A 26679-nucleotide genomic window follows, 5' to 3' on the forward strand; every position below is an offset into this window, starting at 1 on the left:
CTGCTCACCGCATGACCGCTCACCGCACAACCGCCGTCCCGGCCGGGGCGGAAGCGCACCTGCACATCTCCGCGAAGGGAACCACACCCATGTCCGAGAACACCACGTCCACCGCCGGCCTCGACCTCGACGAGCTGCGCACGATCGTCGCCGACGCCCTCGAACTCCCCACGGAAGAAGTCACGGACGAGGCGCACTTCGTGAACGACCTCCAGGTGGACTCGCTGATGGCTCTCGAGATCGTCGTGAATCTGGAGAAGCGATACGGCATCAAGGTCGCCGAGTCCGACTTCAAGGAGCTCACCAACGTGCTCCAGGTCCACGGACTCGTCGAATCCAAGCTCAAGGAACAGGCCCACGCCGCCTGAGCGACGGGCCTCCTCACGGGCGGTGGGCCCGGCACTTCGCACCACACCGGGCCCACGCCCCGGAGCCGCCCCCCGGCCCCCGTCCCTCTCCCACCCAGCCAACCGAAAGGCACTGACATGTCAGACAGTCATCGTCCTGTCGCCCTCGTCTCCGGCGGCTCCCGGGGCATCGGGCGGGCCGTGGTGATCCGGCTCGCCCGGGACGGCTACGACGTGGCGTTCTGCTACCGCTCCGACGCGGAGGCCGCCGACCAGGTGGTGAAGGAAGCCACCGAACTCGGAGCACGTGTGGCCGCCCGCCGGGTCGACGTCTCGGACCCCGCCGCGGCCCGCGCCTTCGTGGAGCTCATGGAATCCGAACTCGGGCCCCTGGACGCCGTCGTCACCTCCGCGGGCGTCACCCGTGACAATCCGCTCGTGCTGATGCGAGACGAGCAGTGGCGGGACGTCATCGCCACCAACCTCGACGGTACGTACAACATCTGCCGGGCTGCGGTCTTCTCCCTGATGAAGCGGCGCACCGGGACGATCACCACCCTGTCCTCGGTCGCCGGGGTCCACGGCAACGCCACCCAGTCCAACTACTCGGCGTCCAAGGCGGGCATCATCGGCTTCACCCGGGCGCTCGCGAAGGAGTGCGGCAAGTACGGGATTCGCGTCAACTCGGTCGCGCCCGGACTCATCGAGACGGACATGACCGCGGCGCTGTCCGGCGAGGCCAGGGAGAGCATCCTGGGGAAGATCCCGCTGGCCCGCTTCGGTTCCCCGGACGACGTCGCCGACCTGGTGTCCTTCCTGGTCTCCCCGCGTGCGGGCTACATCAGCGGCCAAGTGCTCGGCGTGGACGGCGGGCTGGTCGTCTGAGCCCCGCGCCGGCCCGCTTCGAGGAGATCCCGTGAGCAAGCAGCTGATGGCGGTGTGCGCCGCGCCCCTGGTCGCGACCCGTGCGGCGTACTCCGCTTTCCATCCACCCCGTACCGCGCAACGACGGAGACCGGACCAATTCGGTCTCCAGACCGAGGAGTTGACCATCGCCGCCCCCGGCCGCACCCGCCTCAGCGCCTGGCTGTGCCGGGGGGACCCGGGCCGGGTGGTGCTTCTCGGTCACGGCCTCGGGCTGGAGAAGTCCCGCAGTCTGCCGTACGCCCGCTTCCTTCACCGGGGCGGATACACGGTGCTGCTCTTCGACTTCCGCAATCACGGTGACAGCTCCCAGGACCGCGGTTTCGCGGGATTCGACCGGCGCTTCGCCGAGGACGCCGTCGCGGCGGCCACCCACCTCCGGGCCATGCCGGAATTCGCCGAAGCCCGCCTGGCCCTCTACGGATTCTCGCTGTCCTCGTTCGCGATGCTGCGCGCGCTCGCCGCGTTGCACGGCGCGGTCCACGCCGTGGTGTGCGACAGCGGCCCCGCCTGCGATCCGCCCGCGATCTCCCCGAACCTGCTGCGCTCAGGGCTGCTGCCCGTCCCCGCCGTCATGCGGGAAGCCCCTGCCCGGCCCGTGGTGGAGTACGTGTTCCGCATGCTCAATCACATCACGATGGGCGCCTCGGGCGACTGGCCTCCGACGCCGGACCGGCCGGCCTACGCCACCACCCCGATGCTGTTCATCGCCGGCGGCGCGGACTCCGTCGTACCTGCCGACGAGATCCTGCGCCTGGCGCGCCCGTACCCGCGCGCCGAGACCCTGGTCGTTCCCGGTGCGAAACACCTGCGCGCGATGTGGACCGACAAGGACCAGTACACGTCGACCGTCCTCGAATTCCTCGAGCGTTGCCTCGACCCGACGAAAGCGGTGCGCTGATGCGACTGGGCCTGAACCTGCGCTACTTGGGAAACCTGGGCGCGGGGCCCGACCCCAAAGCCTCGGCGCTCTACGTCCAGGAGGCCGAGCAACTCGGCTTCTCCGTGGCGTGGACGGCCGAGGTGTTCAGCTCCGACGCGGTGTCCCTGCTCGGCTGGCTCGCCGCGCACACCAGCAGGATCGACCTCGGCACCGCGGTGATGCAGATCCCGGCCCGCACCCCCACCATGACGGCGATGACCGCAGCGACCCTCGACATCATTTCCGGCGGTCGTTTCCGGCTCGGTCTCGGCGTCTCCGGGCCACAGGTCTCGGAAGGGTGGCACGGCGCCCGGTTCGACCGGCCGCTGGCACGCACCCGCGAGTACATCGACGTGGTGCGCCTCGCGCTGCGCCGGGAGGACGTCGCGTACGACGGCGAGTACCACCGACTGCCTCTGCCGGACGGGCCCGGCAAGGCGCTGCGCCTCGGGACCCGCCCGCTCCGCAAGGACGTCCCGGTGTATCTGGCCGCTGTGGGGCCACGCAATACGACACTCGCCGGGGAGATCGCGGACGGCTGGCTCTCGGTGTTCTTCCAGCCGGAGTCCGGTGCCCTGCACCTGGCGAATCTGCGCGCCGGACGGGAGAAGCGCGGCAAGGACCTCACCGGGTTCGACGTCGTCGCGACGGTGCCCGTCGTGGTGGGCGACGACCTCGCGGAGTGCGCCGACCGGGTCCGGATGTACACCACCCACTACCTCGGCGGCATGGGGTCACGCGGGCAGAACTTCTACAACAGCCTTGCGGTCCGCCTCGGTTACGCGGATGCCGCACGCCGTGTACAGGAGCTGTACCTGGCCGGCAAACCACGCGAGGCGGCGGCGGCCGTACCCCAGGAGTTCCTGGAACGCACCGCTCTGCTGGGCCCGGTCGACCGGATCGCCGACGGCCTGCGCGCCTACGCCGAAGCGGGCGTGACGACCCTGTCCGCCATGATCTTCCCCGAGAACACGCCCGACGGGGTGCGCAGTCTGCGGGCGATCACCGAGGCATTCGAGAAGTCGGGGGCCGGCGGGTGATACCCGGCCTTCCGCACCACGCACCGTCCGGGAAAGGACTCCCCTCGTGTACGACGTCATAGTGGTGGGCGCACGCTGCGCCGGGGCCCCGACGGCCATGCTCTTCGCCCGGGCCGGCTACCGCGTCCTGATGGTGGACAAGGCCCGCTACCCCCGCGACACCATGTCCACCCTCTACATCCATCAGCCCGGTGTGGCCCTGCTCCAGCGGTGGGGCATCCTCGACGCGGTCACGGCCACCGGCTGTCCGCCGATGGAAAAGGCCCGCCACCAGGTGGCGGACGTCCGGCTGGAGGGGTGCTCGTGGCCCGTCGACGGAATCAGCGCCGCCTACGCGCCCCGCCGCTATCTGCTGGACCGGATCCTCGCCGACGCGGCTGTCGCGGCCGGCGCGGAGTTCCGGGAGCAGTGCACGGTGGACGACCTCCTCTTCGAGGGGGACCGGGTGGTCGGGGTCGGCATCCGGACCGCGGCCGGACGGTCCGAGGAACGCGCCCGGCTGGTGGTCGGTGCGGACGGCATGCGGTCCAAGGTGGCGGCGCTGGCCGGTGCGCCCGTCGTCTGTGAAGACCCCCTGATGACGTGTGTCTACTACAGCTTCTGGTCGGGCCTGCCGACCGGCTTCGAGGTGTACCAGTCGACCGGACGGTGGGCGGGTTTCGTGCCCACCAACGACGGGCTGACGCTCGTGGGAACGTACTTCCCGCAGTCCGAGTTCGACACCGTACGGGCGGATGTCCGGCGCGCGTTCCTCGGCAATGTGGCCGCCGCCGCGCCCGGTCTGGACGAACGGCTGGCAGCCGCCACCCAGGAGGACCGGCTCTACGGAACCGGTGACCAGCGGAATTTCTTCCGGCAGGCATCGGGCCCCGGCTGGGCGCTCGTGGGCGACGCGGGCCACCACAAGGACTCGATCACGGGCAAGGGCATCACCGACGCCTTCCGGCAGGCGACGGCCCTGACGGGCTGTGTTGCGGACGGCCTGCAGGACCGGCCCCGGCTGGACGCCGCGCTGCGCCGATACGCCATCGACCGCGACGAGTTGGTCATGGACGGCTACCGGGACACCCTGGCGGTGGCCGAGCTCCGGCCGAATCGCCGTCTGGCGCTGATGCGCGCCATCGCGGACGATCCGGTGATGATCGAGCGTTTCTTCTCCACCGTCTCCGGAGCGTGCCCGTCCAGTGAACTGATCACGCCGGAGTGGCGAGAACGGGCGCGGGCCTGACCGGCTGCTTCACCACGGGACCTCCACCGGGCCGCTGTCGCGGCCCGGTGGATCCGTGTCAGAGGCCGAACACGCCAGGGTCCGAGGCCACGGCGCGGAAGTACTCGCGCGGGTCGGCGACCAGCTTGCGTGCCTTCAGGTCGAGCAGACCGCCGACGTTGAAGACCTCGGCCACGAGGGTGTTGTCGTCCGTACGGTGGAAGGTCTGCTCCACCCGGAACGACTTGCCCTCCCCGAAGATGAAGGCGCAGGTGATGTCGACGTCATCACCCGCGACCACCTCGCGGTGGTACCTGATCGTGCTCTCCAGATTGATCGGGCCGACGCCCTTCGCCAGCAGTGCGTTCTGCTCGATGCCGGCGGCCCGCAGCAACTCCCAGCGCGCGTGCTCCGCATGCTGCAGATACACATTTCCATTGAGGTGGCCCTGGGCATCCGTCTCGTAACCGCGGACGGTAACTCGCACAGTAAACAGGTCTGCCATGAAAATCCCTTCAGAACGGCGCCCTTCAAGCGCCTTGTGCAAGGTAACGGGCCACTTCCACCCGCGAATTGATGTCGAGCTTCCGGAATATCACTCGCAGGTGATAGTTCACGGTGTGCGGGGACAGGCTTACCCGCCGGGCGATCTGGCGATTCGTCAGACCGTCGCCGACCAGACGGGCGATGGCCCGCTCGGCCTCGGTGAGGGCATCCCACCCGGCAGGCGTGTCCACGGGCGGGCGGGCCGGAGCCGGTGCCGGAATCGGAGCTGCCGGGAGACTGTTGTCCCTCAGCAGGTCACGCACCCGGTCCGCGTCCGCCTTCGCCCCGATCTGCTCGAACCTGTGCAGGGCTGCCTGCAGACAGCCCTGAGCCAGCGCCCCGTTCCTGCCCTCGTCCGCGGAGAACAGCACACCGAGATCCTCTTCCGCCAACGCTCCGGAGCAGGGGCTGAGATGCTCCCTGGAGGCTCGGCGCAACGCGGCGGCGTCCCTCTCCAGGAGTCCCCGGGCATGCGCCGCCGAGACACACACCGAGTGGTGCTCGGTATTGGCGGCCGCGAGCGCCTCCACCGAGGCGACCACGGCCGCCGCGAGCGGCGCGTCGTCGGCGGCGAGAGCCAGTCTGACGAACCATGGCGCGGCGCCCGGTTCCTCGACGAACAGTTGCCGCTGCGTCAGCAGATCCGCGTACTGGGTGGTGAGCAGCTCGGCCGTCCGCCGCGGGCCGAGCTGGGCCGTGGCCACCAGACACTCCCCCCAGGAGAAATGGATCGAGGGGAACACCGTGCTGTCCGCGCCCACCACAGCCCGGGTGCGCCACACATAGTCCGCGGCCGATGACAGGTCCCCGCGGCGCAGGGCAACCAGGATGAGGACCGCCTGCCCGACGGGGATGACCCAGCTGCTGCCCGCCTCCACGGCGGCGGACAGCCCGGCCTGGGCGGCGTCCTGCGCCTCCTGGAGCCGGCTCGACTGGAGGAGCAACCGGGAACGGGTGATCAGGATCGCCGCCGCGTGGTCCGTGAGCCCCGCCCGCTCGGCTTCCTCCCGGGCAGTCCGTATCAGCAGTTCGGCTTCGTCGAACTGGCCGAGGTCGGACAGTTTGGAGGCCAGTGCAAGTCGTACGTACGGACGCCACATCGTTGGTGTGGACCGGCCGATGCGACTCACCGCCTGCCGCCCCCACCGCAGCCCCTCGGTCAGGTTGCCCGCGGACCACTCCAGATTGGAGATCACTGTCGTGGCCGTCACGGCGTCCGCGTCGCCGTCCGCCTCCGTGCGCGAGTCGAGGATCGACCGCGCATTACCCCACACGCGGCGCTCGTCGTCGGCAAACAGAGAGACGATATTGCGGGCTGCCGCGTCGGCCTTCCCCGGTGCGACGGCGTGCGCGTCGGCCAGGATGGCGGTGAGTTCGGTCCGCAGTTCCTCGGTCGAGCCCAGTGTCAGCGGCTCCGTACGCGCACTCCTGGCCAGCAGCAGGGCGGGTACCAGGCGGCCGGTCAGACGCTGTGAGACAGAGCCCTGCGCGACAGCCGGCACGGAAGCCGGGACGGGTGGCGTCTTTACGATGGTCACGCCCTGCGACAGCAGAAGTTCGGGTGTGAGCGGCACGTTCGCGCGCCGCTGATTCCGTAGCGTGTCGATGTCATTGTTCAGAGCGAGCCGCACTGCCGGAGGCAATGCCTCCGCTATCGCCCGCCGGATCAGTTCGTGCTGGAGCACCGCTTGCTCACCGGGGCAGATGAGCAACCCCGCGGCCATGGCCTCGTTCAGTGCGGGGAGTAAGGACGCCGTTGTCTCGCGCTGCATCGCGGCCAGTTCACCGATCATGAAGGATCCGCCTATTGCGGCGGCGACTTGGATCAGCTGATGAGATTTCTCCGAGAGCTCATTCAGCCAGCGTGAAGCGACTTCTCGGATTCGCTGAGGGATCCGAACGTCAGTGAGGCGGGCCTGTTCACCGAGGAGTGCAAGGTTTCCCTCTTCCCGTAATCCTCTGACGAGCTCGACAATGAGCAGCGGGTTCCCGCCCGCACTCCGGACCATGGAAATGAGGTCCGCATCAGGCTCCGCGCCCAATAACTCGGCCGCCAATTCCATGGATTCTTCGTCGGACAACCGGCCCAACTCGATCCTGGCCACTCGGGCACTCTCGCCCAACAACCGCCTCACGGTTCGGCTCTCGTGCTGTGCTCGTAGCCCGAGCAGCCAAGTCACCTGAGCATGGCTCCCGTGAGGCTGCGCAGAGAGGACGGAATTTGTAACCTTGGAGTTCGCGTGGTGGAAATTGTCCACGAGAACAAGCCGCGGTCTCGAAGCCCCGAGGGACCCGGACTCAAGTCCGGCCAGGAACGACTCGATTCGGCGGTTCCCCGATGATCCATCGTGCGGGGAGATCGAGAACGACGAGGTGGCGAACCCGAGTTCCGCTGCGAGCCGTTCCGTCTCCCGCATCAAGCGGGTCTTGCCCGTCCCGGCGGGCCCCTCAAGGATCAGGGCGTTACTGCAGCCACTTGAACCTACGGCGAGAAATTCTGCTATTCGTGCCCACTCTCGCCTGCGGCCTAATGGCCGAAGACTGTCAATGTGCTCCGTCATCGATCCCTCGAAACCTTGGGCTGATGTCGCCGAGCCGAGCAGGGTGAAGATTGTGGGGGGAATGACAAGACATGACGGACCCTCCCGGGTATGGATGAGCGGCGAACGGCACCATGTCCGCATCCACATTGCCAGGTTCCCCAGCCTCGTGGCCGATCGGCGGTGCGGCGTGTGCGTGTGATTTGCATCTCATTAAACTTACTGTCGGTTACGGTGTGATCGAGGGTGTCCGAGGTCATGATCCTGGCCCTCTGCCGGGGCGCGTTGGAGGCTGCCGCGGTAAATAAATGGCCGGAAATAAATGGGTGGCGGCGCGTCGCGAGCCGGGGATAGGGTCCCTTCGTTCCCGGACGCGGCCGTGTGCCGCTCTCGAGCGGAACTGCGTTGGATCGTTGAGGAAGCAGGAGGTGAGGACATTGATGACTGGCACGGCGACGGGCTTTACCCGCATTCAGGAGTTCATCGTTCCCACCCCTGTGGTTTCACGCTGACACTCACACCACTTCCGCGCGCCGAGCGCGCTCCTGGGGCCACCCTTCGAAGGCTTTCCCTTGTATCTCCCTTCTGTTTCCGTGCCCGTTCCGTCTTCGTCGCACCCGCTGTCGTCCTACGCCAGGGACGAGCGCTGGACGCCGAGTCCGACTCTGCGGCGCCGTACCGCCTTTGCGCGCTCCACTTCATCGAGCCGCTCCCCGTACCTCCCCGCGTCCTTGGTCAGCATGCCGAGGCCGGCAAGTGCGTCAAGGAAGTCCAGCGAGAACCGCTCGTGCAGCCCCAGACGCTTCCGCAACTCGGGCTCGGTCAGCGGGCCTTCGGCCAATGTGCTGAACAGATCCAGTTCCAGCGCGCTGTGCAGCACCCTCGTCCGACAGGTGAGCGCAGCCAGCCGCAGGATCGGCTCGGGATGCCGCCGGCCCGTGACGCGACCAGTTCGCGAGCCGCAGCTGGCACTCTCCGATGTGTGGCCATCAGAGGGATCAGGCGCATTGCGGTCGATCGCCTGCTGCCGCCGGTCTGGAATGGGCTGGTGGCCTTAGGAATGCTGTACGCGGCCGCGGGGAGGGCCCCGGCCGAGCCACCACTCGCCGGGCCGCCCGAGGGACACCCCGAGCGGGTGCGTGCCGACGTACCGCTGACCGTTGATGAGCGCACGCTCGCCCGCTGCCTGCCCCCTCTGCGCCGGCCGGAGCAAGAAGGTTGATCGGATGGCAACGATCTCCCGGCTTCGACAGTTGGCAGGCACACGTTCGGGCCTGACCGAGCATCGTCGCTGCTGAGCGGGCGGTTCTTCGCGCTTGCGTGGGAAAGTGCCGCGACGCGCACAGCGGTGGGGTCGGGGTGAGCTGACGCGAGCGCGTCGTCGCGGCCGGACTGCTCGGTACCGGCCGCAACCGTGCTCGGCGATGTGTGAGCCGGGCTTGCGGCGTGGCCGTCCCTGCTGAGCGTTGTCCACGGCGGGGACGGCGTCGACCAGCGGCAGACGTCGTTGTGGTTACAGTCAGTCCTGATCACCGCGAGTGGGTGCGGTGACCGTCGGTGATCAGGTGGTGTTTCGATCCGGCTCGGACACAGGAGGCCCGGGGCTCGTCAGAGCCTCCCGCCGATCTCACAGGCCCGGCATGGCGGCCGTCCGCAGGTGCACTGCATGATGGCGTCGAGGACCTCGCGGTCGTGGTAGAGGCACTCGTCCTTGCATGTGTGGCGCGGGATGAATCCTGCCGCGATCTCGCCGGGCCACGGCTCGTGGCCGTCCCGGCAGCGGACGAACCGATCCGGGTCGGTGGAGTGCAGGTCGTGCATGCTCGACCGCGCCTCCTCCTCCAACTCCCGCACTCGCTCCACCAGAGCCTTGAGCTCGGCGGAGATGCCGGAGTACCGGTCGGCGCCGGTCCTTACGTGCGCGGCCCGCAGTGCCATCGCTGCGTTGCCCAAAAACCTGCCGGCATCCTGAAGGTCGGTCACGTGGTGCATCTGAATGCCGGTCACGCCCCGGACCCACACTGCGTCCATGCTCACTGATCCACCTTCCCGGCGTGCGCCTGGTTTTCTTGCGAGAGATTACGCGCGGCGCCGGTATCTCCGCATAATGAGAAACAATCTATTTACGGACGCTAAAGGCCTCGCCTGCGCCCGTCCAGTAAATTGTGCGTGAATCGGCTCACAGCCGGGGTGGTGGATCTTCTATTGAATCTTCAGCTGATTTCTTGTCCGCCGGATGTCACTCCCGCCCGTGTCGGTCATCCGGCGACCGTGTAGGAGCTCGCTCCCGTCCCGGCGAGCCCACCGCCTTCGACGATCAGGTACTCCGGGCGAATGGGGTGCCCGTCGAGCCAGCACTCCAGGATCTCCCGCGTACCGGCCGCGTAGCGTGCCTGCGCCGAGAGGGTCGACCCGGACACGTGCGGCGTCATCGCCTCGTAGGGCATGGTGCGCCAGGGATGGTCGGGCGGTGGCGGCTGCGGGTACCAGACGTCACCGGCGTAACCGGCCAGTTGGCCGCTGTTGAGGGCCCGCACCACGGCGTCCCGGTTGACGATGAGCGCCCGTGCGGTGTTGACGATGTACGAACCGCGCTTCATGGCCCCGATCAGCTCGTCGTCGAAGAGGTTCTTCGTCTGTGGATGCAGCGGAGTGTGGATCGACAGCACATCGACGGAGGAGGCCAGCGAACGGGCGTCGGGATGCCAGGTCAGCTCCAGCTCCTCCTCGACCTTCTTGGACAGCCGGTGCACGTCGCAGTAGTGCAGCGTGACGTCGAACGGCTTGAGGCGGCGCAGTACCGCCTGGCCGATACGGCCGGAGCCGAGGACGCCGACGTCCATGCCTTCGAGGTCGTAGGCGCGCGAGACGCTGTCGGCGATGTTCCATCCCTTCTTGGTGGTCACCCACTCGTGAGCCGGCATGTAGTTGTGCACCAGGGTGAGGATCTGCATCACGGCGTGCTCCGACACACTGATGCTGTTGCTGAAAGTCACCTCGGCCACGGTCATGCCATGGGAGATGGCGCTCGGCAGATCGACGTGGTCCGACCCGATCCCCGCGGTGATCGCGAGTCTGAGCCGGGGAGCCGCGGCGATGCGCTCGGGGGTCAGATAGGCGGGCCAGAATGGCTGCGAGATGACCACGTCGGTGTCGGGAAGCTCGTGATCCAGGGTGGAGTCCGCCCCTTCCTTGTCGCTCGTGACGACGAAGGTGTGACCCCGGTCCTCCAGGAACCGGCGCAGTCCCAGTTCTCCGGAGACGCAGCCGAGGAGGTGCCCCGGGGCGAAATCGATGGCCTGCGGGGTCGGCGCGGTCTGACCGCCCGGATAGCCGGTGATGGTGGGAATCTCGTCGCGGGCGTAGTCGGGAGGATATCCGCCCACGGGATCCGGATAGAGCACCGCAAGGATTTTTGCCATGGCCGTCCTCCATCGGTGGGGCCACTGCTCCGGTGAACGGGTTGGGCACCGGTAAACCGGTCAAACGCCGATGATCTTGAATTTTAGTCGAGTGTGCGTCGGCGCTGCAATCCCCAGGGGATAATGGGGAGGTGTTCCGGTGGATAGGGATGCGGCTATTTCGATGAGGCCTGTGACGGGAGTTCGGGAGCCGTTCCGCGCGCATCTGCGCGGGGGCGTCCTGGCGGCGGTCGCGCTCGGCGGCCTGCTGGGCGGGACGGCCCGTTACGCGCTGGGGCTGGCCTTCCCCGCGCCTGGGGCGACGTTCCCGTGGACGACATTCGCCGTCAACGTGTCCGGATCGTTCGCGCTGGCGCTGCTGCTCTTTTATGTGTTCGAGGCCTGGCCGCCGACCCTGTACGTGCGGCCGTTCGCCGCCGTCGGCTTCCTCGGCGCCTTCACCACCTTCTCGACCTGGATGGTCGACACCGATCGCCTGCTGGGCCACGGCCACTACGCAGCCGCGGCGTTGAACATCGTCGGGAGCCTCTTCGCCGGGGCGGCCGCCACCGTTCTGGGCCTGGCCATCGGCCGGCTGACGTCGGCCCGGCACATACGGCTCGACGCGCGGCGCGGGCGCGCCCGCCGATACGGCTGGTGGGTGCGGTGATCATCCTGCTCGCCGTCGGTGCGGCGGCCGCGGCCGGGGCAGTGGCGCGTTACGTCCTCGGCCAGTACGTGCAGTACCGGAGCCCGGGCGCGTTCCCACGCGGCACCTGGCTGATCAACGTGAGCGGATCGTTCGTGCTGGGGCTTCTGGTGGGCCTCGGCGCACGGCACGCATTGCCGGAGCAGGTCGTGACCATTGCCGGCGTGGGTTTCTGCGGCGCCTATACGACGTTCTCCACATTCAGTTACGAGTTGGTCCTCCTGTGCGAGAAAGGGCAGGTCGGCAAGGCCCTGCTGTACGCCGCTTCGAGTCTCGCGGTGGGTCTTGCGGCAGCAGCGGCGGCGCTCGCGATCGGGTCGTTCTGAGAAGATCCAGGCCCGGCCGTCCGGTACTTGACACCTGGATTTGCGAGACGTCTCCTTGAAGGTAAGAAACGCGCTGCGCCGTGTGCTGATCGGGGCGCATCGCACGCACTCGGGTTGGCTAGCGTCCACGGGCATCCGGAGGCTGCTGATGGCAACCTATGAATATCTATGCAGCCGATGTGGGCCCTTCGACGTGAAGTTGGCGATCGGGACGGCGCCCAAGGTTTACGGTTGCCCTGTTTGCGCAGGCGCTGCGAGACGTGTGTACTCCTCGCCCGGCTTTACGCTGACCTCGAACGCGGTCGCCGCCCTTCATGACCAGGAGGAGCAGGCCCGTGAGGCCCCGGCAGTAGTCTCCGAAGTGCCGTCACGCACAAGGGTGCCACGGCACCCGCACCCCGCGCTCTCGCGGTTGCCGCGTCCCTGAGGGCGTCCACGCGGACTTAGGAGGTGCGTCCTCGTGGGAAACGTGGGACTGCTGTTTGTCGGTGCAGTGCTCTTCATCAACGGAATGCTGTTGCTCGGGAAGGTCGACGCCAAGGCGGCAGCGGTGTTCAACCTGTTCGTGGGCGCACTGCAGGTGCTGACGCCGACTTATCTCATCTTCGTCGCCGCCGGCGAACCCAGAGGGATCCTGGCGGCATCCGGCATCTATCTGTTCGGCTTCACCTACCTGTATGTAGGTGTGGGCCTCCTCGCCGGTCTCGACAGTACCGGCGTCGGCTACTACTCCCTGTTCGTTGCGGTTGCGGCCCTGGGGTACTCGTTCGTCAATTTCCGGATCTTCAGGGACTACCCGTTCGGGGTCATCTGGCTCTACTGGGCGTTCCTGTGGTTCCTGTTCTTCCTGTTGCTCGGTCTCAAGATGGACAGTCTCAGAATCTATACAGGCTGGGTCACGGCGATCCAGGGCTGGGTCACCGGCGCGATTCCCGCGGCGCTGCTGCTCTCCGGCTACTGGGTGAGCCCCAATGAAACCGCCATCGCGCTGGCGGTGTTCGGCGTGGTGGTGTTCGGGGCGCTGTGGCCCCTCACCCGGAATTCGCGGCAACCGGCCCCAGCCGCCCCGGCGGCCGGAAGCGTAGGCGCACAAACGTGACGGGATCAGAAACCAGGAGCTGTCATGCCAGAAATCATCTTCAATGTGGACCACAGTAAGTCGATGCGTGACCAGGACGTTCCCGGACACAACAGGTGGCACCCGGACGTCCCCACCGTCGCCATGGTGAAGCCGGGAGCGGAGTTCCGCATGGAATGCCGCGACTGGACCGACTGCCAGGTCGGCAACAACGACACCGCCAACGACGTACGCGACATCGACCTGACCATCCCTCACATGCTCAGCGGTCCGGTAGGCGTGGAGGGCGCCGAACCCGGCGACCTGCTCGTCGTCGACATACTCGACCTCGGCCCCGTGCCGCAGCAGACCGGGGACGCGGCGGGCCAGGGCTGGGGCTACACCGGTATCTTCGCCAAGGCCAACGGCGGCGGCTTCCTGACCGACTATTTCCCGGACGCCTACAAGGCGATATGGGACTTCCACGGACAGCAGGCGGTCTCCCGCCACCTTCCCGGGATCAGCTTCACCGGGATCACCCACCCCGGGCTGTTCGGAACCGCCCCGTCCACCGAGATGCTCGCACGCTGGAACGCCCGCGAGCAGGCGCTGATCGACACCGACCCGAACCGGGTCCCGCCACTCGCCGTACCGCCGGACAGCACCAACGCACTCGCGGGCACGGCCACCGGAGACCTCGCCACGCGCATCGCCGCGGAAGGCGCACGCACGGTGCCGGCCCGCGAGAACGGAGGCAACCACGACATCAAGAACTTCACGCGCGGTTCGCGGGTCTTCTACCCCGTACACGTCAAGGACGCCAAGCTCTCGGGAGGCGACCTGCACTTCAGTCAGGGCGACGGAGAAATCACCTTCTGCGGCGCCATCGAGATGGGCGGCTTCATCGACTTCCACGTCGACCTGATCAAGGGCGGCATGGAGACGTACGGCATCTCCACCAACCCGGTGTTCATTCCGGGCAACGTCGAACCGAGGTACACGGAGTTCCTCACTTTCATCGGAATCTCCGTCGACCACGACACGGACACGAACTACTACCTCGACGCGACACTGGCCTACCGCCGGGCCTGCCTCAACGCCGTCGAGTACTTCAAGAAGTTCGGCTACAGCGGAGAGCAGGCCTACCTGCTGCTCGGCTCCTCCCCCATAGAGGGACGTATCAGCGGCATCGTCGACATCCCCAACGCCTGCTGCTCGTTGTACGTACCCACCGCCATGTTCGACTTCGAGGTCCGTCCCAGCGCCGCCGGACCGATGAAGGCCGACCGAGGCCAGTGCGCGTTGGCCACCGCCTGACCGGACCCCAGTTGCGGCCCCGCGGTCTCGGCTGCGACTCAGCCCTGCACGTCATCGCCGTTTGCCAGATCCGTGAGGGCGGGCCGCGGCCGGGACCTTGTCTGCGCGGTTGAAGCCCGCAGGCCCAGGACCTCGCGCAGAACACTGTACGAGTCGTGGCGTGAGGTCGGTCGGCCGGCTGCGGGTGTCGTACGGATGAGAGTAATTCGATGGCGCGACGGGCCCGTGTACCCCTAGAGTCGGTGCTGTTCGAGCGGCAACCAGGTGTTGCCGCTGGTGACTTGGCTTGGTTTGGGAGGTGTGACCGATGACTGTCGTTGAGATGGGCGCTGCCCGCATCCGGAAGTTCATCCAGTCCACCTCCGTGGCCTCCGGCTGACCTCTCTCTTCTCCCGCGCCAGTGAGCGCGGAGCCGGGGCCCCCTTGTGAAGGGTCACCCCCTTGTCTTCCTTTTCTCTCATGGGTTCGTCCTCGGCTTCCTCGCATCCCCTCACTCCCTACGGCTGGGATGAGGGCTGGGAGACTGAGTTCGCCCCGTACGCGGAGCAGGGTCTGCTGCTCGGCCGTGTCGTACGTGTCGACCGCGGTCAGTGTGATGTCGTCACTCCGGCAGGCCTTGTCCGTGCTGATACCGAGTTCGTCGTTCCCCGCGACCCGATGAAGGTCGTATGTACGGGGGACTGGGTCGCTGTCGACCCCGAAGGTGGCGATCCGCGGTACGTGCGGACGCTGCTGCCGCGGCGCACCGCCTTTGTGCGGTCGACGTCGTCCAAGCGCTCCGAGGGCCAGGTACTGGCCACCAACATCGATCACGTCGTCATCTGTGTGTCGCTCGCGGTCGAACTCGATCTCGGGCGCATCGAGCGGTTCCTCGCACTCGCGATGTCCAGCTCCAGCGGTGATGCGCTGCTGCATAAATCGGCACATTCCTGGGAGAGCGGCGCGCAGCCGCTCGTCGTGCTCACCAAGGCCGATTTGGTGCCCGATGTGACGGGTCTTTCGTATCTCGTCCAGGACGTGGAGACGACCGCGCCCGGAGTGCAGGTGCTGGGCGTCAGTTCGGCGTCAGGCGAGGGCATCGATGTGCTCTCCGCGATCCTCTCCGGCGGGACGAGTGTGCTGCTCGGCGCGTCCGGCGCGGGCAAGTCGACGCTCGCCAACGCGCTGCTCGGCGAGGACGTGATGGATGTGCGGGCGACCCGTGACGTCGACGGCAAGGGCCGGCACACCACCACGACCCGCAACCTCTTCGTGCTCCCCGGCGGGGGTGTGCTGATCGACACGCCTGGGCTGCGCGGCGTAGGGCTCTGGGACGCGGAGACCGGCGTGGGCCAGGTCTTCTCGGAGATCGAGGAGCTCGCCGAGGAGTGCCGCTTCCACGACTGCGCTCACGAGTCGGAGCCGAGCTGTGCGGTGCTCGTCGCGATCGAGGACGGTTCGCTGCCGGAGCGGCGGCTGGAGAGCTACCGCAAGTTGCTGCGGGAGAACCGGCGCATCGTCGCGAAGACGGACGCGCGGCTGCGGGCGGAGATCCTGCGCGACTGGAAGCAGAAGGGCGCCGAGGGTCGCGCGGCGATGCAGGTGAAGCGCGGCCGGGTGCGCTGAGTGCACAGGGGGACCCGGGCCCGGTGACCTCGCGGTCACCGGCGCCCGGGGCAACACCCCTCAGTCCAGGCCCCAGCTGTGGATCTTCCGCGGGTGGATCCGGATCAGTTCCTCGCTGAAGTGCGGGCCCAACTCGTGCGGGCCCGTGAGCAGTTCCGCCTCGCCCCGGATGTCCACACCGCGGACCTTCCACGGCTGGAGGCTCACGATGTCGTCGACCACCAGCGCCACCTTCGGGTTCTCCCGGAGGTTGCGCCACTTCTTCGTCGTGCCCAGGGCGTAGCCGCCGACCAGGATCGTCCCGTCCTCCTGCGGGAAGAACCCGACCGGGTTCGCCTGTGGCTGCCCCTTCGGGTCGACGGTCGCCAGCCTTCCCAGGCGCTGGGACTTGAGGTACGCGCGCTCGGCGTCGCTGAATTCGGTCATGGATGCAGCCTCACACGCGCGCCTCGTCGTCCGCATCGGCTGCTGGTCCTGGGCGAGTCCTAGGACTTCCGGCCGGTCGGGGACCGGCCAGGGACCGCTCAGGGCCCGGGTCCCGGACCGCTCAGGCCGGGAGCCCCCACGCCGGGGCCGGCGCGTTCGGAGCGACTGGACGGATTCGCAGGTCCGGGTGGTCCCCACGCGCCGTGATCAGCCCCGACTCGCCCCTTCTCAGCGGGATCCGGATCGCACCGTCGCCCGCCTCCTCCCACCACAGCCGCCGGCCCCGCCCGGCGCGGACCTCGATCGGGCCCGCGATGCCGTGGCGTACGACGCACGGCGCGCCCGCCTCGCTGGTCAGCCGGAGGGCCTGAGGGCCTCGTCCGCCGAAAGACGCTGGGCGGCGCTCGGCGGAGGCCGACGGGGCCTCGCTCAGCCCGAGAGGACCGCGCCCAGCCACGCCCCTGCCACCAGCAGACAGGCGAACAGCTCCACCAGCACGCTCGTCCCCACCGCCCGCATCACCGCCCGGGTCGAGGCCATCGCCGGGCCGTGCCCGCCGAGCCGTTGCCGCTCGGAGCCGTAGATCCCCCCGATGAATCCCAGAATCCCGCCCACCACCGGCACCAGAAAGAAGCCGACCAGCGCCCCCGCGCCCGCGAACATCGCCATCCGCCGGGTGACCCCCACCCCGCGCAGCCGGCGCGGTGGCAGCAGCCACACCACCACCTGGGTGACCAGTAGTACGACGGTCGAGCCCACCAGCAGCGCCCAGGCCAGTCCGGACTGCTCGTGCAACGACCACCACAGCATCGCGGCCCAGATCAGCCACGGCCCCGGAACACCGGGCACGAGCACCCCGAGCAGGCCCAGCAGCATCACCAGGCCGACCATCAGGAGCTGCCATGCGCCCATCTGCCAAGGGTGCAGGAAGCTGATTATTCCCGCAGGTCGCGGGCCACCCAGCCCTTCGCGTACGCATGCCAGCCGAGCTGCAGCCGCGTCGTCACGCCGGTCAGCTCCATCAGCCCCTTCACCCGGCGCTGAACGGTCCGCAGCCCAAGATCCAGCTGCTTGGCCACACTCGCGTCCGTCATCCCGGCGAGCAGCAGCGACAGGATCTCCAGATCCGTGGCATCGGGCCCCGTCGCCTCCTCCTCGCCCACCTCGCCGCCCGCGCCGAGCCGCAGCGGCAGCGCCTCCCGCCACACCGCCTCGAACAGACCCGCCAGTGACTCCAGCAGCCCGCTCTCATGCACGACGAGTGCCGCGGGATCGGCCCCGCGCCCGGTCAGCGACACCATCGCGAGCGTGCGGTCGGCGACAAGCAGCTTGGTCGGCACCCGGTCCACCACCCGCACCTGTTCGTCACGGCCCAGCGCCGCGCTCAGCTCGTTGATCCCGTTGGGCCGCGAGAACACCTCGCGCTCGACCACCACCCGGTACCGCACGCCGCGCGTCGCGGCCTTCTCCTCCGCCTCGTTGTCCGTCCCGGTGACCACGACCGGATTTCCGGTGACCAGGGCGCAGACCTCCTGGGTCGCGCCCAGCTGCAGTTGTACGAAGCGGTGCGCGACGGCACTCGCGCCCGTCACCACCTCGACCAGATCGTGCACGGCCGGAGCGGTGGCCTCCGCCCTGAACTCCTCCGCCAGCAGCGCCGCGGCCAGTTCCGCCCGCTCCAGCTCGTGGCGCTGCTGGGTCAGCAGTGCGCCCAGCGCGACACCGGGCGGAGCCGCCACCCACCGTCCGGTGCGGGCCGAGGACTGCGCGGCGAGACCCTGCTGTTCCAGCCGCCGTAGCGCGCGCTCCGTATCCGTCTCAGGGAGCGCCAGCCGGTGCGCGAGATCGGGGACTTCCGCCGCCCCGAGCGCGACGAGTGCGCGGTACGCCGATTCCTGCCTCTCGTCGAGACCTATCGCCTGCAGCATCTGACCCCACCCTCCCCGGACGTGCACTTCTTCGGCCGCACTGGCGGAAACCGGCCAAGGCGTATTCCCGCCGCGTGCATCATCCCCGCACCGCCCGCCCCTCTGCCAATGTGGCGTCACCGCAGCACCAAGAGCCCCGGAAAACAGCGCACTTCCGGCCATATGCGCCGGATTCGGATGGGAGGGGCGATGCGCCCGATATCGCGTTCACCGGGGGCGGCCACCGTGACCGTCCATCACGCGGTGCGCCGGCCACGAACGGTCCGCCGGGCGTCCTTCCCGTGGGGGGTTGGGGCGCCCGGCGGACCACTTGACGCATATTTCTTTTTTCGGGATGCACCGTTTTCGTGCCGCCCGTGCGGTGGACAATAAGGGCATGAGCCAGCAGGGGGAGAGGCCCGCCACCGAGGACGAATGGTGGGACCGGCTGTACGACGAATCCGCCCCGGACACCGGTCCCGCGGCGCCGACGCGCGACACGCTGGACGACCGGTTCGACTCCGCGGCGGATGCGGTGGCCGCGGAGAGTACCCCCGAGCCGTCGCAGCCGGACGACCCTCGCGATCCGGGCGATCGCGGCAGGTGGCGCCCGCGCGCCTGGTGGGAGTCGCGCCCGGCGGATGCGGCGGCTTCCGCCGAGCCGGACATGCCGCGCCGTCCTGCGAGGCCGCCACGGCAACGCGCGCCGTGGGAACGGCCGGCCGCCCCCGACCAGCCGCACGCACCCCCGCCGGCTGCGCTGCCCGAGCCGCCCCGTTCGGATGCCGGGTCCCGCGGGAAAGCCCGGCCGCCGCGGCCGGATGGCGCACCGCGCGACAACGCCCGGCCGCCGCGGCCCGACGTCGCGCCGCGGGAACCATCCCGGCCGCCGTGGGCAAAGGGCCCGCGCGCGCAACTGCCGGTCCCGGAAGAGCCTTTCGACGCCGAACCCGCCGCGCCGGCCGCGCCCGGTTACTCGGCCACCCGGCCGGACGCGGCGCACGGCATCCCCCCGGCCGGCGCGGAGCCGCCCCGGCACGAGGCCCCGCCCGGACGAGCGGCCGCCCAGGACCAGCACGACGACGCGCCCGCACCTGCTCCTGTCCCCGCCCCCGCGGCACCGCGGGCAGCACCCCCGCCGCCGCAGGTCCCCGCGCCGCCGGCCCCGCCCGCACCGCCGCAGACCGCCATGGATCCGCCCCCGCCACCACCCCACGCCGGCCTCGTGGAGCCGCGCCCCCACGTCGCATACGTCGGTGGCGGACCGCCCACCTATGACGCCGAGCCCACCGCGCTGCCCGCGGCCCAGCCGCACGAGCTGGACAACCTCGTCGCCGACACCGTGCTCGACGGAGCCCACTACGGCACGTACACCCTGCGCGCCGCCTCCGTCCGCGGGGACTCCGCGCGCTACCGCGGCGAGCCGCGCCGCGACGCCCTGCTCACCGCGCGCTTCGGCAGCGGCGAGGCGGCGCTTGTCATGGTCGCCGTGGCCAGCGGCGCCCGCGTCGCCGAAGGGGCCCACCTCGCCGCCGCCGAGGCCTGTCGCTGGATAGGCGGCGCCGTCGGCCGCAGCCACGCCCGCCTGGCCGCGGACATCCGGGCCGGACGCCGGGGCGATCTCAAGTCGGGTCTGCACCGGCTCACCGACCGCAGCTTCGGCAAACTGCGGGCCCGCGCCGCCGAGCTCGGCGTCGAGCCCGAGGAGTACACCGCGAACCTCCGGTGTCTGCTGCTCTCCGCCGACCCCGAGTGCCGTACGCGCGTGTTCTTCGGAGTCGGCGGCGGCGGTCTTTTCCGCCTTCGCGACGGCGCCTGGCAGGACATCGAGCCGCATGTCCCCGACTCCGCCGCGGTGGCAGGAGCTCCCGTCGTCGGATACGGCTCGGCGCCCGCGGACACGCCCGCCGAGTCCCCCGACGGCGACCGGCTCACCATGGACCTGGGGATCGCGACGCCTCCGTCCCCGTATATCGAGGCCCCGCCACCGCCCCCCGCCGAACCGTTCAGGTTCCGCGCCTCCGTGGCCCGCCCCGGTGACACCCTGCTGCTGTGCAGCAGCGGACTGGCCGACCCGCTGCGTGGGGAAGCCGCCCTCGCCGAAGAGCTGGCCGAGCGCTGGGCGCCCGCCGGACCGCCGGGACTGGCCACGTTCCTCGCCGACACCCAGCTGAGGGTGAAGGGATACGCCGATGACCGTACGGCTGTCGCAGTCTGGGAGGCGTAACCGCGTTCGCCATGGGTTGATGGAACTGCAGGCCGATGAAGGCCGGAGCAGGCCCGAAGCCGAGAAGGGGTGCGCATCCCATGGCCAAGCAGAACGTGGCGGAGCAGTTCGTCGACGTCCTCGTCCGCGCCGGTGTCCAGCGGCTGTACGGGGTCGTCGGCGACAGTCTCAACCCCATCGTCGACGCCATCCGCCGCAACTCCGCCATCGACTGGATCCAGGTCAGGCACGAGGAGGTCGCCGCCTTCGCGGCCGGCGCCGAGGCCCAGATCACCGGAAAGCTCGCCGCCTGCGCCGGCTCCTGCGGACCCGGTAACCTCCACCTCATCAACGGTCTGTACGACGCCCAGCGCTCGATGGCGCCCGTACTGGCCCTCGCCTCGCACATTCCCTCCAGCGAGATCGGCCTCGGCTACTTCCAGGAGACCCATCCCGACCAGCTGTTCCGCGAGTGCAGCCACTACAACGAGATGATCTCCAGCCCGCAGCAGATGCCGCGACTCCTGCAGACCGCGATCCAGCACGCGATCGGCCGGAGCGGTGTCAGCGTCGTTTCGCTCCCGGGCGACATCGCATCGCACCCAGCCCCGGAGAAGTCGATCGAGCACGCACTGGTCGTCTCACGCCCCACCGTACGGCCGGGGGACACGGAGATCGACAAGCTGGTGCAGATGATCGACGAGGCGGAGCGGGTCACGCTCTTCTGCGGCAGCGGTACGGCGGGCGCGCATGCCGAGGTCATGCAGTTCGCGGAGCGCATCAAGTCCCCGGTCGGACACGCGCTGCGCGGCAAGGAGTGGATTCAGTACGACAACCCGTACGACGTCGGTATGAGCGGACTGCTCGGCTACGGCGCCGCCTACGAGGCCACCCACGAGTGCGATCTGCTGATCCTGCTCGGCACGGACTTCCCGTACAACGCCTTCCTGCCCGACGACGTGAAGATCGTCCAGGTCGATGTCAGGCCCGAACACCTCGGCCGCCGCTCCAAGCTGGACCTGGCCGTCTGGGGCGACGTGCGCGAGACGCTGCGCTGTCTGACGCCACGCGTGCGCCCCAAGACGGACCGCAGATTCCTCGACAAGATGCTGAAGAAGCACGCCGACGCGCTCGAGGGCGTGATCAAGGCGTACACCCGCAAGGTGGAGAAGCACGTCCCGATCCATCCCGAGTACGTCGCCTCCGTACTGGACGAACTCGCCGACGAGGACGCGGTGTTCACCGTGGACACGGGCATGTGCAATGTGTGGGCGGCTCGCTACATCTCGCCCAACGGCCGCCGCAGGATCATCGGTTCGTTCAGCCATGGCTCGATGGCGAATGCCCTGCCGCAGGCGATCGGCGCCCAGTTCATCGACCGGAACCGCCAGGTCGTCTCGATGTCCGGGGACGGCGGTTTCACCATGCTGATGGGCGACTTCCTCACCCTCGTCCAGTACGACCTGCCGGTGAAGATCGTCCTGTTCAACAACTCCTCTCTGGGAATGGTGGAGCTGGAGATGCTGGTGTCGGGACTTCCGTCGTACGGAACCACCAACCGCAACCCCGACTTCGCGGCGATCGCGCGGGCGGCGGGGGCATATGGCGTACGGGTGGAGAAGCCGAAGCAACTCGCGGGCGCGCTCAAGGACGCATTCCGTCACAAGGGCCCGGCGCTCGTGGATGTGGTCACCGACCCGAACGCGCTCTCCATCCCGCCGAAGATCAGCGCCGAGATGGTGACCGGCTTCGCGCTCTCCGCCAGCAAGATGGTGCTGGACGGTGGCGTGGGCCGAATGGTCCAGATGGCGCGCTCGAATCTGCGTAACGTGCCGAGGCCCTGATTCCCGTGACGGCTTCCTCTCGGCGACTCCTGTTTGGTTGAGGAATGGACATGAGTGGCATTCCCCGCGTGGGGCATGCATCTCGTGAACATGCTCGGCAGAAGGGGTAGTTACGAGGAAACCGGAGAAAGGGTCGCTTCGACGTGTGGGTGGGGATGATGACTGGGCGTCAGGGAGGGGCCGGACCTGCTGCGAGCGGGCACGGCCGGGAACCTGGGGCGGAAGGAGAACCGGAGAGCCGGCTGCACCGCCGATTAGGGTGCGCGGATCTTGCGTCCGTTCCGGAAGTACGATGTGCGCTGCGGGACTTGCTGCGGCACTGGGGGAAGCCGGACGCGGCAGATGTGGCGGAGCTGCTCGCGAGCGAGCTGGTGACCAATGCGCTGATCCACACCGATCACGGAGCGGTGGTCACAGCCACCGTCGCCGCTTCCACACTCCGTGTGGAGGTGCGGGATTTCATGGCCGGACTGCCTGTGCAGCCTGTCCCGGCAGGTCGACTCGGTACGAACGGCAGGGGACTCGTGCTGGTGCAGAGTCTCGCGGACGCGTGGGGTGTACGGACCCACGGCGTGGGCAAGGTCGTCTGGTTCGAGCTGCACGGAGGGCCGGCCTGACGGACGCAGACCGGCCCCTGTGACGGTGGATGCACACGCACGCTGTACTCGCCCGGGTGCTCGCCACTCTCGCCCGAGAGCCCCGGCACCCAGCCGGGAAGTCAGCCGAATTGCCGCTCGAGATCCGTGAGTTTGCGCTCCAGGGAGTCGAGACGTGGCAGCGTCTGGGTATCGTCCTCGGCGGTGAGGTCCACGGTGCGCGGCTCAGCGCCAATGGATCCCTTCACGGCCTGAAGCGAGAGCCGGGAGCGAAGCGGCAGTTGTCCCGGCTCCGCTATGGCGGGCTCCGGGCCGGACCCGACAGCTCCGACCGTCTGCGCGCTGCCCGCCCCGGAATTGCCCGAGCCGGCGGAGGCGAGGGCCGGAAGCTCCGTCCGACGCGCGTCGTGTCCGCGCCCCCACGCCCGGTGCTGCCGGTTGAGCGCCCTGATCTGCGCCCGCTCCAGCTTCTCCCGGTCCCGCCTGCGAAGGCGGTTCTGTTCTTTCTCCCGCCGGTCCTCGCGCACCTCGTCGACCGCCTCGTCCAGCGTGCGCACGCCTTCCAGCAGCATCAGCGACCAGGCGCCGAAGGTCTCCCGGGGCGCCCTCAGCCACCGTACGATCCGGATCTGCGGCAGCGGCCGGGGCACGAGGCCCTGCTCGCGCAGCGCGGCCCTGCGGGTCTGCTTCAGCGCACGGTCGAAAAGGACCGCCGCGGAGAGTGACATGCCCGCGAAGAACTGCGGGGCGCCCGCGTGGTCCATTCCGCGTGGCGCATGTACCCAGTTGAACCAGGCGGCCGCGCCCGCGAAAGTCCACACCAGCAGTCGCGAGCCGAGCGCGGCGTCACCGTGGCTGGCCTCACGAACCGCGAGCACCGAGCAGAACATGGCCGCGCCGTCGAGGCCGAAGGGGACCAGATACTCCCAGCCTCCGTAGAGGCTGAGATTCTGCCGGCCGAAGCCGACCAGGCCGTGGAAGGAGAGCGCGGCGGCAACCGCCGCACAGCAGAAGAGGAGCACATAGGAAGCCGTGCCGTAGACCGCCTCCTTGCGTCTGCGACGCTCCTCGCTGCGCTCCCAGCTGTCCTCGGACGCGGCCTTGCCGCCGGCGCGCTTGCCGCGCGCGACCACTGCCACCGCGACCAGGACTCCCACGAGCATCACGCCGCCGGGTAGCAGCCAGTCCAGCGATATGTCGGTCAGTCTCATGTGCGGTGTCCCTTGCATCGCGATAGGTCCATTCGGCCGCCATATTGGCCGAAGTGCCCGCGCGCCCAAGGGGTTTCGCGGCAAGTCGACGCCAACGGGCTTGCGTGGCACACGGATAGGTGCGATCCGGTCGAACTACCGTACGGGTGAAGGGGGTTGAGTTCGATTTATGCCAGGCGGAAGCACGGCGTGGAACCCGGCGCCCGGACACTCAGGCGCTCGGCTGAAGCCTTCCCACGCGGTCGGCGTCGCACGTACGCGGACAGGTGACGCAGGTGTCCTCGGGCCGGAGTGTGTAGAAGAGGCAGCAGCTGGCCCGGTCACGGGTCGGCAGCTGCTCGCCGTTCGGCCCGGTGAGCTCGCGGAATCCGGCGGTGCCGACGTACGGCTTGGTGGCGCCCGGCAGCAGCTGCTCGAGCTCCAGCACGGCCCGCCGCTCCTCACCGAGCAGATGCGCGATGTACCAGAGGCCCTCGGCGATCTCGTCGGTCGCCATGCCCCACAGCGCACGCCTGCCGCGCCGCATCCGCGGCCCGAAGCCGTCCAGGACGGGCCCGATGTGCTCGGCGACGGCGGAGCGCACCTCGGCGCGCAGCGCCTCCTCGTCCGGTACGACACGGGCGCCGGGCAACCGGGCGGCCGGATCGTCCGCCAGGCAGGCGAATTCCCTCACTCGTACCGTCATCCGGCCGGGCATGCGCTGAAAGGCGACATCGTCGACGGGCACCCGCGGCACCCGGCGGTGCAGAAACCAGGGCACCGTGATCAGCAGGCAAGCCGGCCAGGCGTAACGGTGCAGACCGAAGCCGGCGATCACATCGGGGCGGGCCCGCTGTCCGTAGTCCCGCAGGACCTGTGCGTCGTCCCAGGCGAGAAAGCCGTCGAGCGCGGGCCCGCCGGCCGCGAGCTCGCCCGCGCCCACCCAGCCTTCGCCGGCCGGCGCCTGCTCGCCGTCCATGAGCTCCCGTACGCGCAGCCCGGGGAAGACCTCGGCCAGACGCGCGTACGCGTCCTCGACGGGCGAGGTGAGGGCGGGCAGCAGAGCGGGAACGGTCATGCAGGAGACCACCGAATCGCGATCGTTTGCAGGTTAGCCTTACCTTACCCGACGCGATCGATGTTTGAACTGTGACCCCGTCCGCCTATCGTGCTCAAGGGCCCCGCACTCGCGCGCCGGGCCCGGCACCCGGCCGGAGGAGGACTCGAGTGGAGCAGGCCCGAGCGCGCGATGCCGCAGCGCCGCAGCCTTACGCGTCCGCGTCCGCGCCCGTCCCCGGACAGGCTGGTCCTGGCGACCGTACGGGCCCGGGGCGGCCGCGTGTACCGGACGAGGCCCGCCTGCCTGAACAGGCCCGCATGCCGGAACAGGCCCGAGGCGAGCACACCCACAGCGAGCCGCCCGGCCTCGCGCCTCGCCCGGTCCAGCGCCACTCGGTACGCGGCCAGATCCTCGAAGCGCTGAGGGCAGCTCTCGTCGACGGCGAGCTGATCCCCGGCGAGGTCTACTCGGCCCCCGTACTGGGGGAGCGCTTCGGCGTCTCGGCGACCCCCGTGCGCGAGGCGATGCAGCAGTTGGCGACCGAAGGCGCGGTCGAGGTCATCCCGAACCGCGGCTTCCGCGTCACGCGACGCAGTCCCCGCGAGCTGGCCGAGCTGGCCGAGGTCCGCGCCCTCATCGAGATCCCGGTCGTGCTGCGCCTGGCCCGAACGGTCCCGGCCGCCGGCTGGGCGGCGCTGCGCCCGCTGGCCGACGCGACGGCAGCGGCGGCGGCGAGGGGCGACCGCGCGGCGTACGCGGAGACGGACCGCGCCTTCCACCGCGCGGTGCTCGCCCTTTCCGGCAATCAGCAGCTGGTGATGGTCGCGGACGACCTCCACCGCCGCTCCCAGTGGCCCCTGGCGAGCGCACCGGTCACCCGCAGGGCGGACCTGGTCGCGGACGCGGCGGAGCACATGGCCCTGCTGGAGGCCTTGGTGGCGCAGGACCTCCGGGTGGTGCAGTCGCTGGTGCGGGAGCACTTCACGGGCGCCGAGGGCTGACGGCTTGGCTTGGGGCAGCCCCTCAAACTTCGCTGTGCTCAAGATCCACTGTCACAGGAAATTCCGGAAGCGGCGCCTGTGGGTGCTCGGGGGCTGTGGGCTTTGCCGTCCGGTTACGGGAGTTGCCCCCTCAGGCCAGTCCGTCGGATGCGCAAGGGGCAACTTGTCCGGAGCGGCGTGACCGCTCTGGCGCGCCCGTCGGTTTTTGGAGAAGGGTATTTTGCGTCGTCACCCACGCCGCGACGTCGGAAAGACTCTTCACGGCTCCGCCTCAGCCGACCAGCTCACCAGAGCGGCCGCACGGCGATCGGGGACATCCCGCCCCACGAGTACGAGACCAACTACTACGCTCAACTCCAGCCCCAACCGGCGGCTGGAGTCAACGCATAGAGCCTCCAGGGAGCTGAGGGAACGCGGTGTGGTGCTCACTGGCCGCCGGACCCTGGTGATCATGCGGCCCAAGGTGCTGCGCCGGATCGCACGGGCGGAGGGAACAGAGTGACGCATG

General features: G+C 69.2%; 26 protein-coding genes. 16 read left to right on the forward strand and 10 right to left on the reverse strand.

The features are described from left to right. Positions 1 to 89: 89 nt before the first annotated feature. From OG966_RS31670 to OG966_RS31690, 5 genes are all read left to right on the forward strand, one after another. On the forward strand, positions 90 to 368 hold the full coding sequence (locus OG966_RS31670) for an acyl carrier protein (RefSeq protein WP_326653420.1): 279 nt from the start codon (positions 90 to 92) through the stop codon (positions 366 to 368). 117 nt (positions 369 to 485) lie between these two features. Next, complete coding sequence (fabG, locus tag OG966_RS31675; RefSeq protein WP_326653421.1) at positions 486 to 1232, forward strand: 3-oxoacyl-ACP reductase FabG; 747 nt, start codon at positions 486 to 488, stop codon at positions 1230 to 1232. A 31-nt stretch (positions 1233 to 1263) separates the two neighbouring features. Continuing rightward, complete coding sequence (locus OG966_RS31680) at positions 1264 to 2172, forward strand: alpha/beta hydrolase (RefSeq protein WP_326653422.1); 909 nt, start codon at positions 1264 to 1266, stop codon at positions 2170 to 2172. Then, entirely contained in the window at positions 2172 to 3233 is a 1062-nt protein-coding gene (locus tag OG966_RS31685; protein ID WP_326653423.1) for an LLM class F420-dependent oxidoreductase, read from the forward strand. Before OG966_RS31680 ends, OG966_RS31685 begins: the two co-directional genes overlap by 1 nt. 46 nt (positions 3234 to 3279) lie before the next feature. After that, complete coding sequence (locus OG966_RS31690) at positions 3280 to 4461, forward strand: FAD-dependent oxidoreductase (protein ID WP_326653424.1); 1182 nt, start codon at positions 3280 to 3282, stop codon at positions 4459 to 4461. Positions 4462 to 4519: 58 nt separating this feature from the next. Here the strand turns inward: OG966_RS31690 and OG966_RS31695 are convergent, their stop codons facing one another. The 3 genes from OG966_RS31695 to OG966_RS40960 form a co-directional block, all read right to left on the reverse strand. After that, entirely contained in the window at positions 4520 to 4945 is a 426-nt protein-coding gene (locus OG966_RS31695) for an acyl-CoA thioesterase (RefSeq protein WP_326653425.1), read from the reverse strand. 25 nt (positions 4946 to 4970) lie between these two features. Continuing rightward, on the reverse strand, positions 4971 to 6779 hold the full coding sequence (locus OG966_RS31700; protein WP_326653426.1) for a helix-turn-helix transcriptional regulator: 1809 nt from the start codon (positions 6777 to 6779) through the stop codon (positions 4971 to 4973). Between the two features lie 1375 nt (positions 6780 to 8154). Further along, complete coding sequence (locus tag OG966_RS40960) at positions 8155 to 8568, reverse strand: methyltransferase family protein (protein WP_442806821.1); 414 nt, start codon at positions 8566 to 8568, stop codon at positions 8155 to 8157. Here OG966_RS40960 and OG966_RS40965 point away from each other — a divergent pair. Next, positions 8452 to 8748: a DUF6059 family protein gene (locus tag OG966_RS40965; RefSeq protein ID WP_406730639.1), complete on the forward strand. Its 297-nt coding sequence runs from the start codon at positions 8452 to 8454 to the stop codon at positions 8746 to 8748. The genes OG966_RS40960 and OG966_RS40965 overlap by 117 nt on opposite strands. 386 nt (positions 8749 to 9134) lie before the next feature. Here OG966_RS40965 and OG966_RS31710 read toward each other — a convergent pair whose 3' ends face one another. Both OG966_RS31710 and OG966_RS31715 read right to left on the reverse strand, forming a co-directional pair. After that, positions 9135 to 9557, reverse strand: a complete 423-nt coding sequence (locus OG966_RS31710; protein WP_326655445.1) for a hypothetical protein — start codon at positions 9555 to 9557, stop codon at positions 9135 to 9137. Positions 9558 to 9784: 227 nt separating this feature from the next. Beyond that, complete coding sequence (locus OG966_RS31715) at positions 9785 to 10948, reverse strand: NAD-dependent formate dehydrogenase (protein WP_326653428.1); 1164 nt, start codon at positions 10946 to 10948, stop codon at positions 9785 to 9787. 172 nt (positions 10949 to 11120) lie between these two features. Here OG966_RS31715 and OG966_RS31720 point away from each other — a divergent pair, with 172 nt between their 5' ends. The 6 genes from OG966_RS31720 (at position 11121) to rsgA (ending at position 15941) form a co-directional block, all read left to right on the forward strand. Next, positions 11121 to 11597, forward strand: a complete 477-nt coding sequence (locus tag OG966_RS31720) for a fluoride efflux transporter FluC (protein WP_326653430.1) — start codon at positions 11121 to 11123, stop codon at positions 11595 to 11597. Continuing rightward, on the forward strand, positions 11594 to 11962 hold the full coding sequence (crcB, locus tag OG966_RS31725) for a fluoride efflux transporter CrcB (RefSeq protein WP_326653432.1): 369 nt from the start codon (positions 11594 to 11596) through the stop codon (positions 11960 to 11962). Before OG966_RS31720 ends, crcB begins: the two co-directional genes overlap by 4 nt. A 148-nt stretch (positions 11963 to 12110) precedes the next feature. Further along, positions 12111 to 12389 carry an FmdB family zinc ribbon protein gene (locus tag OG966_RS40970; RefSeq protein ID WP_406730637.1) on the forward strand — a complete coding sequence of 93 codons (279 nt, stop codon included), beginning with the start codon at positions 12111 to 12113 and terminating at the stop codon, positions 12387 to 12389. A gap of 33 nt (positions 12390 to 12422) precedes the next feature. Then, positions 12423 to 13061, forward strand: coding sequence for an AmiS/UreI family transporter (locus OG966_RS31730; RefSeq protein WP_326653434.1), 639 nt, complete (start codon positions 12423 to 12425; stop codon positions 13059 to 13061). 24 nt (positions 13062 to 13085) lie between these two features. Then, the gene (gene fmdA, locus OG966_RS31735; protein WP_326653435.1) at positions 13086 to 14336 is read left to right on the forward strand and encodes a formamidase; all 1251 of its coding nucleotides are present in this window, start codon (positions 13086 to 13088) and stop codon (positions 14334 to 14336) included. Between the two features lie 459 nt (positions 14337 to 14795). Then, positions 14796 to 15941, forward strand: coding sequence for a ribosome small subunit-dependent GTPase A (rsgA, locus tag OG966_RS31740; protein WP_326653436.1), 1146 nt, complete (start codon positions 14796 to 14798; stop codon positions 15939 to 15941). Positions 15942 to 16001: 60 nt separating this feature from the next. Here the strand turns inward: rsgA and OG966_RS31745 are convergent, their stop codons facing one another. The 3 genes from OG966_RS31745 to OG966_RS31755 form a co-directional block, all read right to left on the reverse strand. Beyond that, positions 16002 to 16367: a PPOX class F420-dependent oxidoreductase gene (locus tag OG966_RS31745; RefSeq protein ID WP_326653438.1), complete on the reverse strand. Its 366-nt coding sequence runs from the start codon at positions 16365 to 16367 to the stop codon at positions 16002 to 16004. A 429-nt stretch (positions 16368 to 16796) separates the two neighbouring features. Next, positions 16797 to 17279, reverse strand: a complete 483-nt coding sequence (locus tag OG966_RS31750) for a DUF456 domain-containing protein (protein WP_326653439.1) — start codon at positions 17277 to 17279, stop codon at positions 16797 to 16799. A 23-nt stretch (positions 17280 to 17302) separates the two neighbouring features. After that, the gene (locus OG966_RS31755) at positions 17303 to 18295 is read right to left on the reverse strand and encodes a helix-turn-helix domain-containing protein (RefSeq protein ID WP_326653440.1); all 993 of its coding nucleotides are present in this window, start codon (positions 18293 to 18295) and stop codon (positions 17303 to 17305) included. A gap of 376 nt (positions 18296 to 18671) precedes the next feature. Here OG966_RS31755 and OG966_RS31760 point away from each other — a divergent pair, with 376 nt between their 5' ends. The 3 genes from OG966_RS31760 (at position 18672) to OG966_RS31770 (ending at position 22941) form a co-directional block, all read left to right on the forward strand. Beyond that, positions 18672 to 20501: a protein phosphatase 2C domain-containing protein gene (locus tag OG966_RS31760; RefSeq protein WP_326653441.1), complete on the forward strand. Its 1830-nt coding sequence runs from the start codon at positions 18672 to 18674 to the stop codon at positions 20499 to 20501. Positions 20502 to 20581: 80 nt separating this feature from the next. Next, positions 20582 to 22324: a pyruvate dehydrogenase gene (locus OG966_RS31765; protein WP_326653442.1), complete on the forward strand. Its 1743-nt coding sequence runs from the start codon at positions 20582 to 20584 to the stop codon at positions 22322 to 22324. A 158-nt stretch (positions 22325 to 22482) separates the two neighbouring features. Next, positions 22483 to 22941, forward strand: coding sequence for an ATP-binding protein (locus tag OG966_RS31770; RefSeq protein WP_326653443.1), 459 nt, complete (start codon positions 22483 to 22485; stop codon positions 22939 to 22941). A 101-nt stretch (positions 22942 to 23042) separates the two neighbouring features. Here the strand turns inward: OG966_RS31770 and OG966_RS31775 are convergent, their stop codons facing one another. Both OG966_RS31775 and OG966_RS31780 read right to left on the reverse strand, forming a co-directional pair. Beyond that, positions 23043 to 24131 carry a DUF2637 domain-containing protein gene (locus OG966_RS31775; RefSeq protein WP_326653444.1) on the reverse strand — a complete coding sequence of 363 codons (1089 nt, stop codon included), beginning with the start codon at positions 24129 to 24131 and terminating at the stop codon, positions 23043 to 23045. A 211-nt stretch (positions 24132 to 24342) separates the two neighbouring features. After that, positions 24343 to 25188 carry a (2Fe-2S)-binding protein gene (locus tag OG966_RS31780; protein ID WP_326653445.1) on the reverse strand — a complete coding sequence of 282 codons (846 nt, stop codon included), beginning with the start codon at positions 25186 to 25188 and terminating at the stop codon, positions 24343 to 24345. A gap of 149 nt (positions 25189 to 25337) precedes the next feature. Between OG966_RS31780 and OG966_RS31785 the strand changes: the two genes are divergently transcribed. Next, the gene (locus OG966_RS31785; RefSeq protein ID WP_326653446.1) at positions 25338 to 26171 is read left to right on the forward strand and encodes a GntR family transcriptional regulator; all 834 of its coding nucleotides are present in this window, start codon (positions 25338 to 25340) and stop codon (positions 26169 to 26171) included. Positions 26172 to 26679 lie beyond the last annotated feature (508 nt).

The organism is Streptomyces sp. NBC_01750, from assembly GCF_035918095.1.
Classification (GTDB): domain Bacteria; phylum Actinomycetota; class Actinomycetes; order Streptomycetales; family Streptomycetaceae; genus Streptomyces.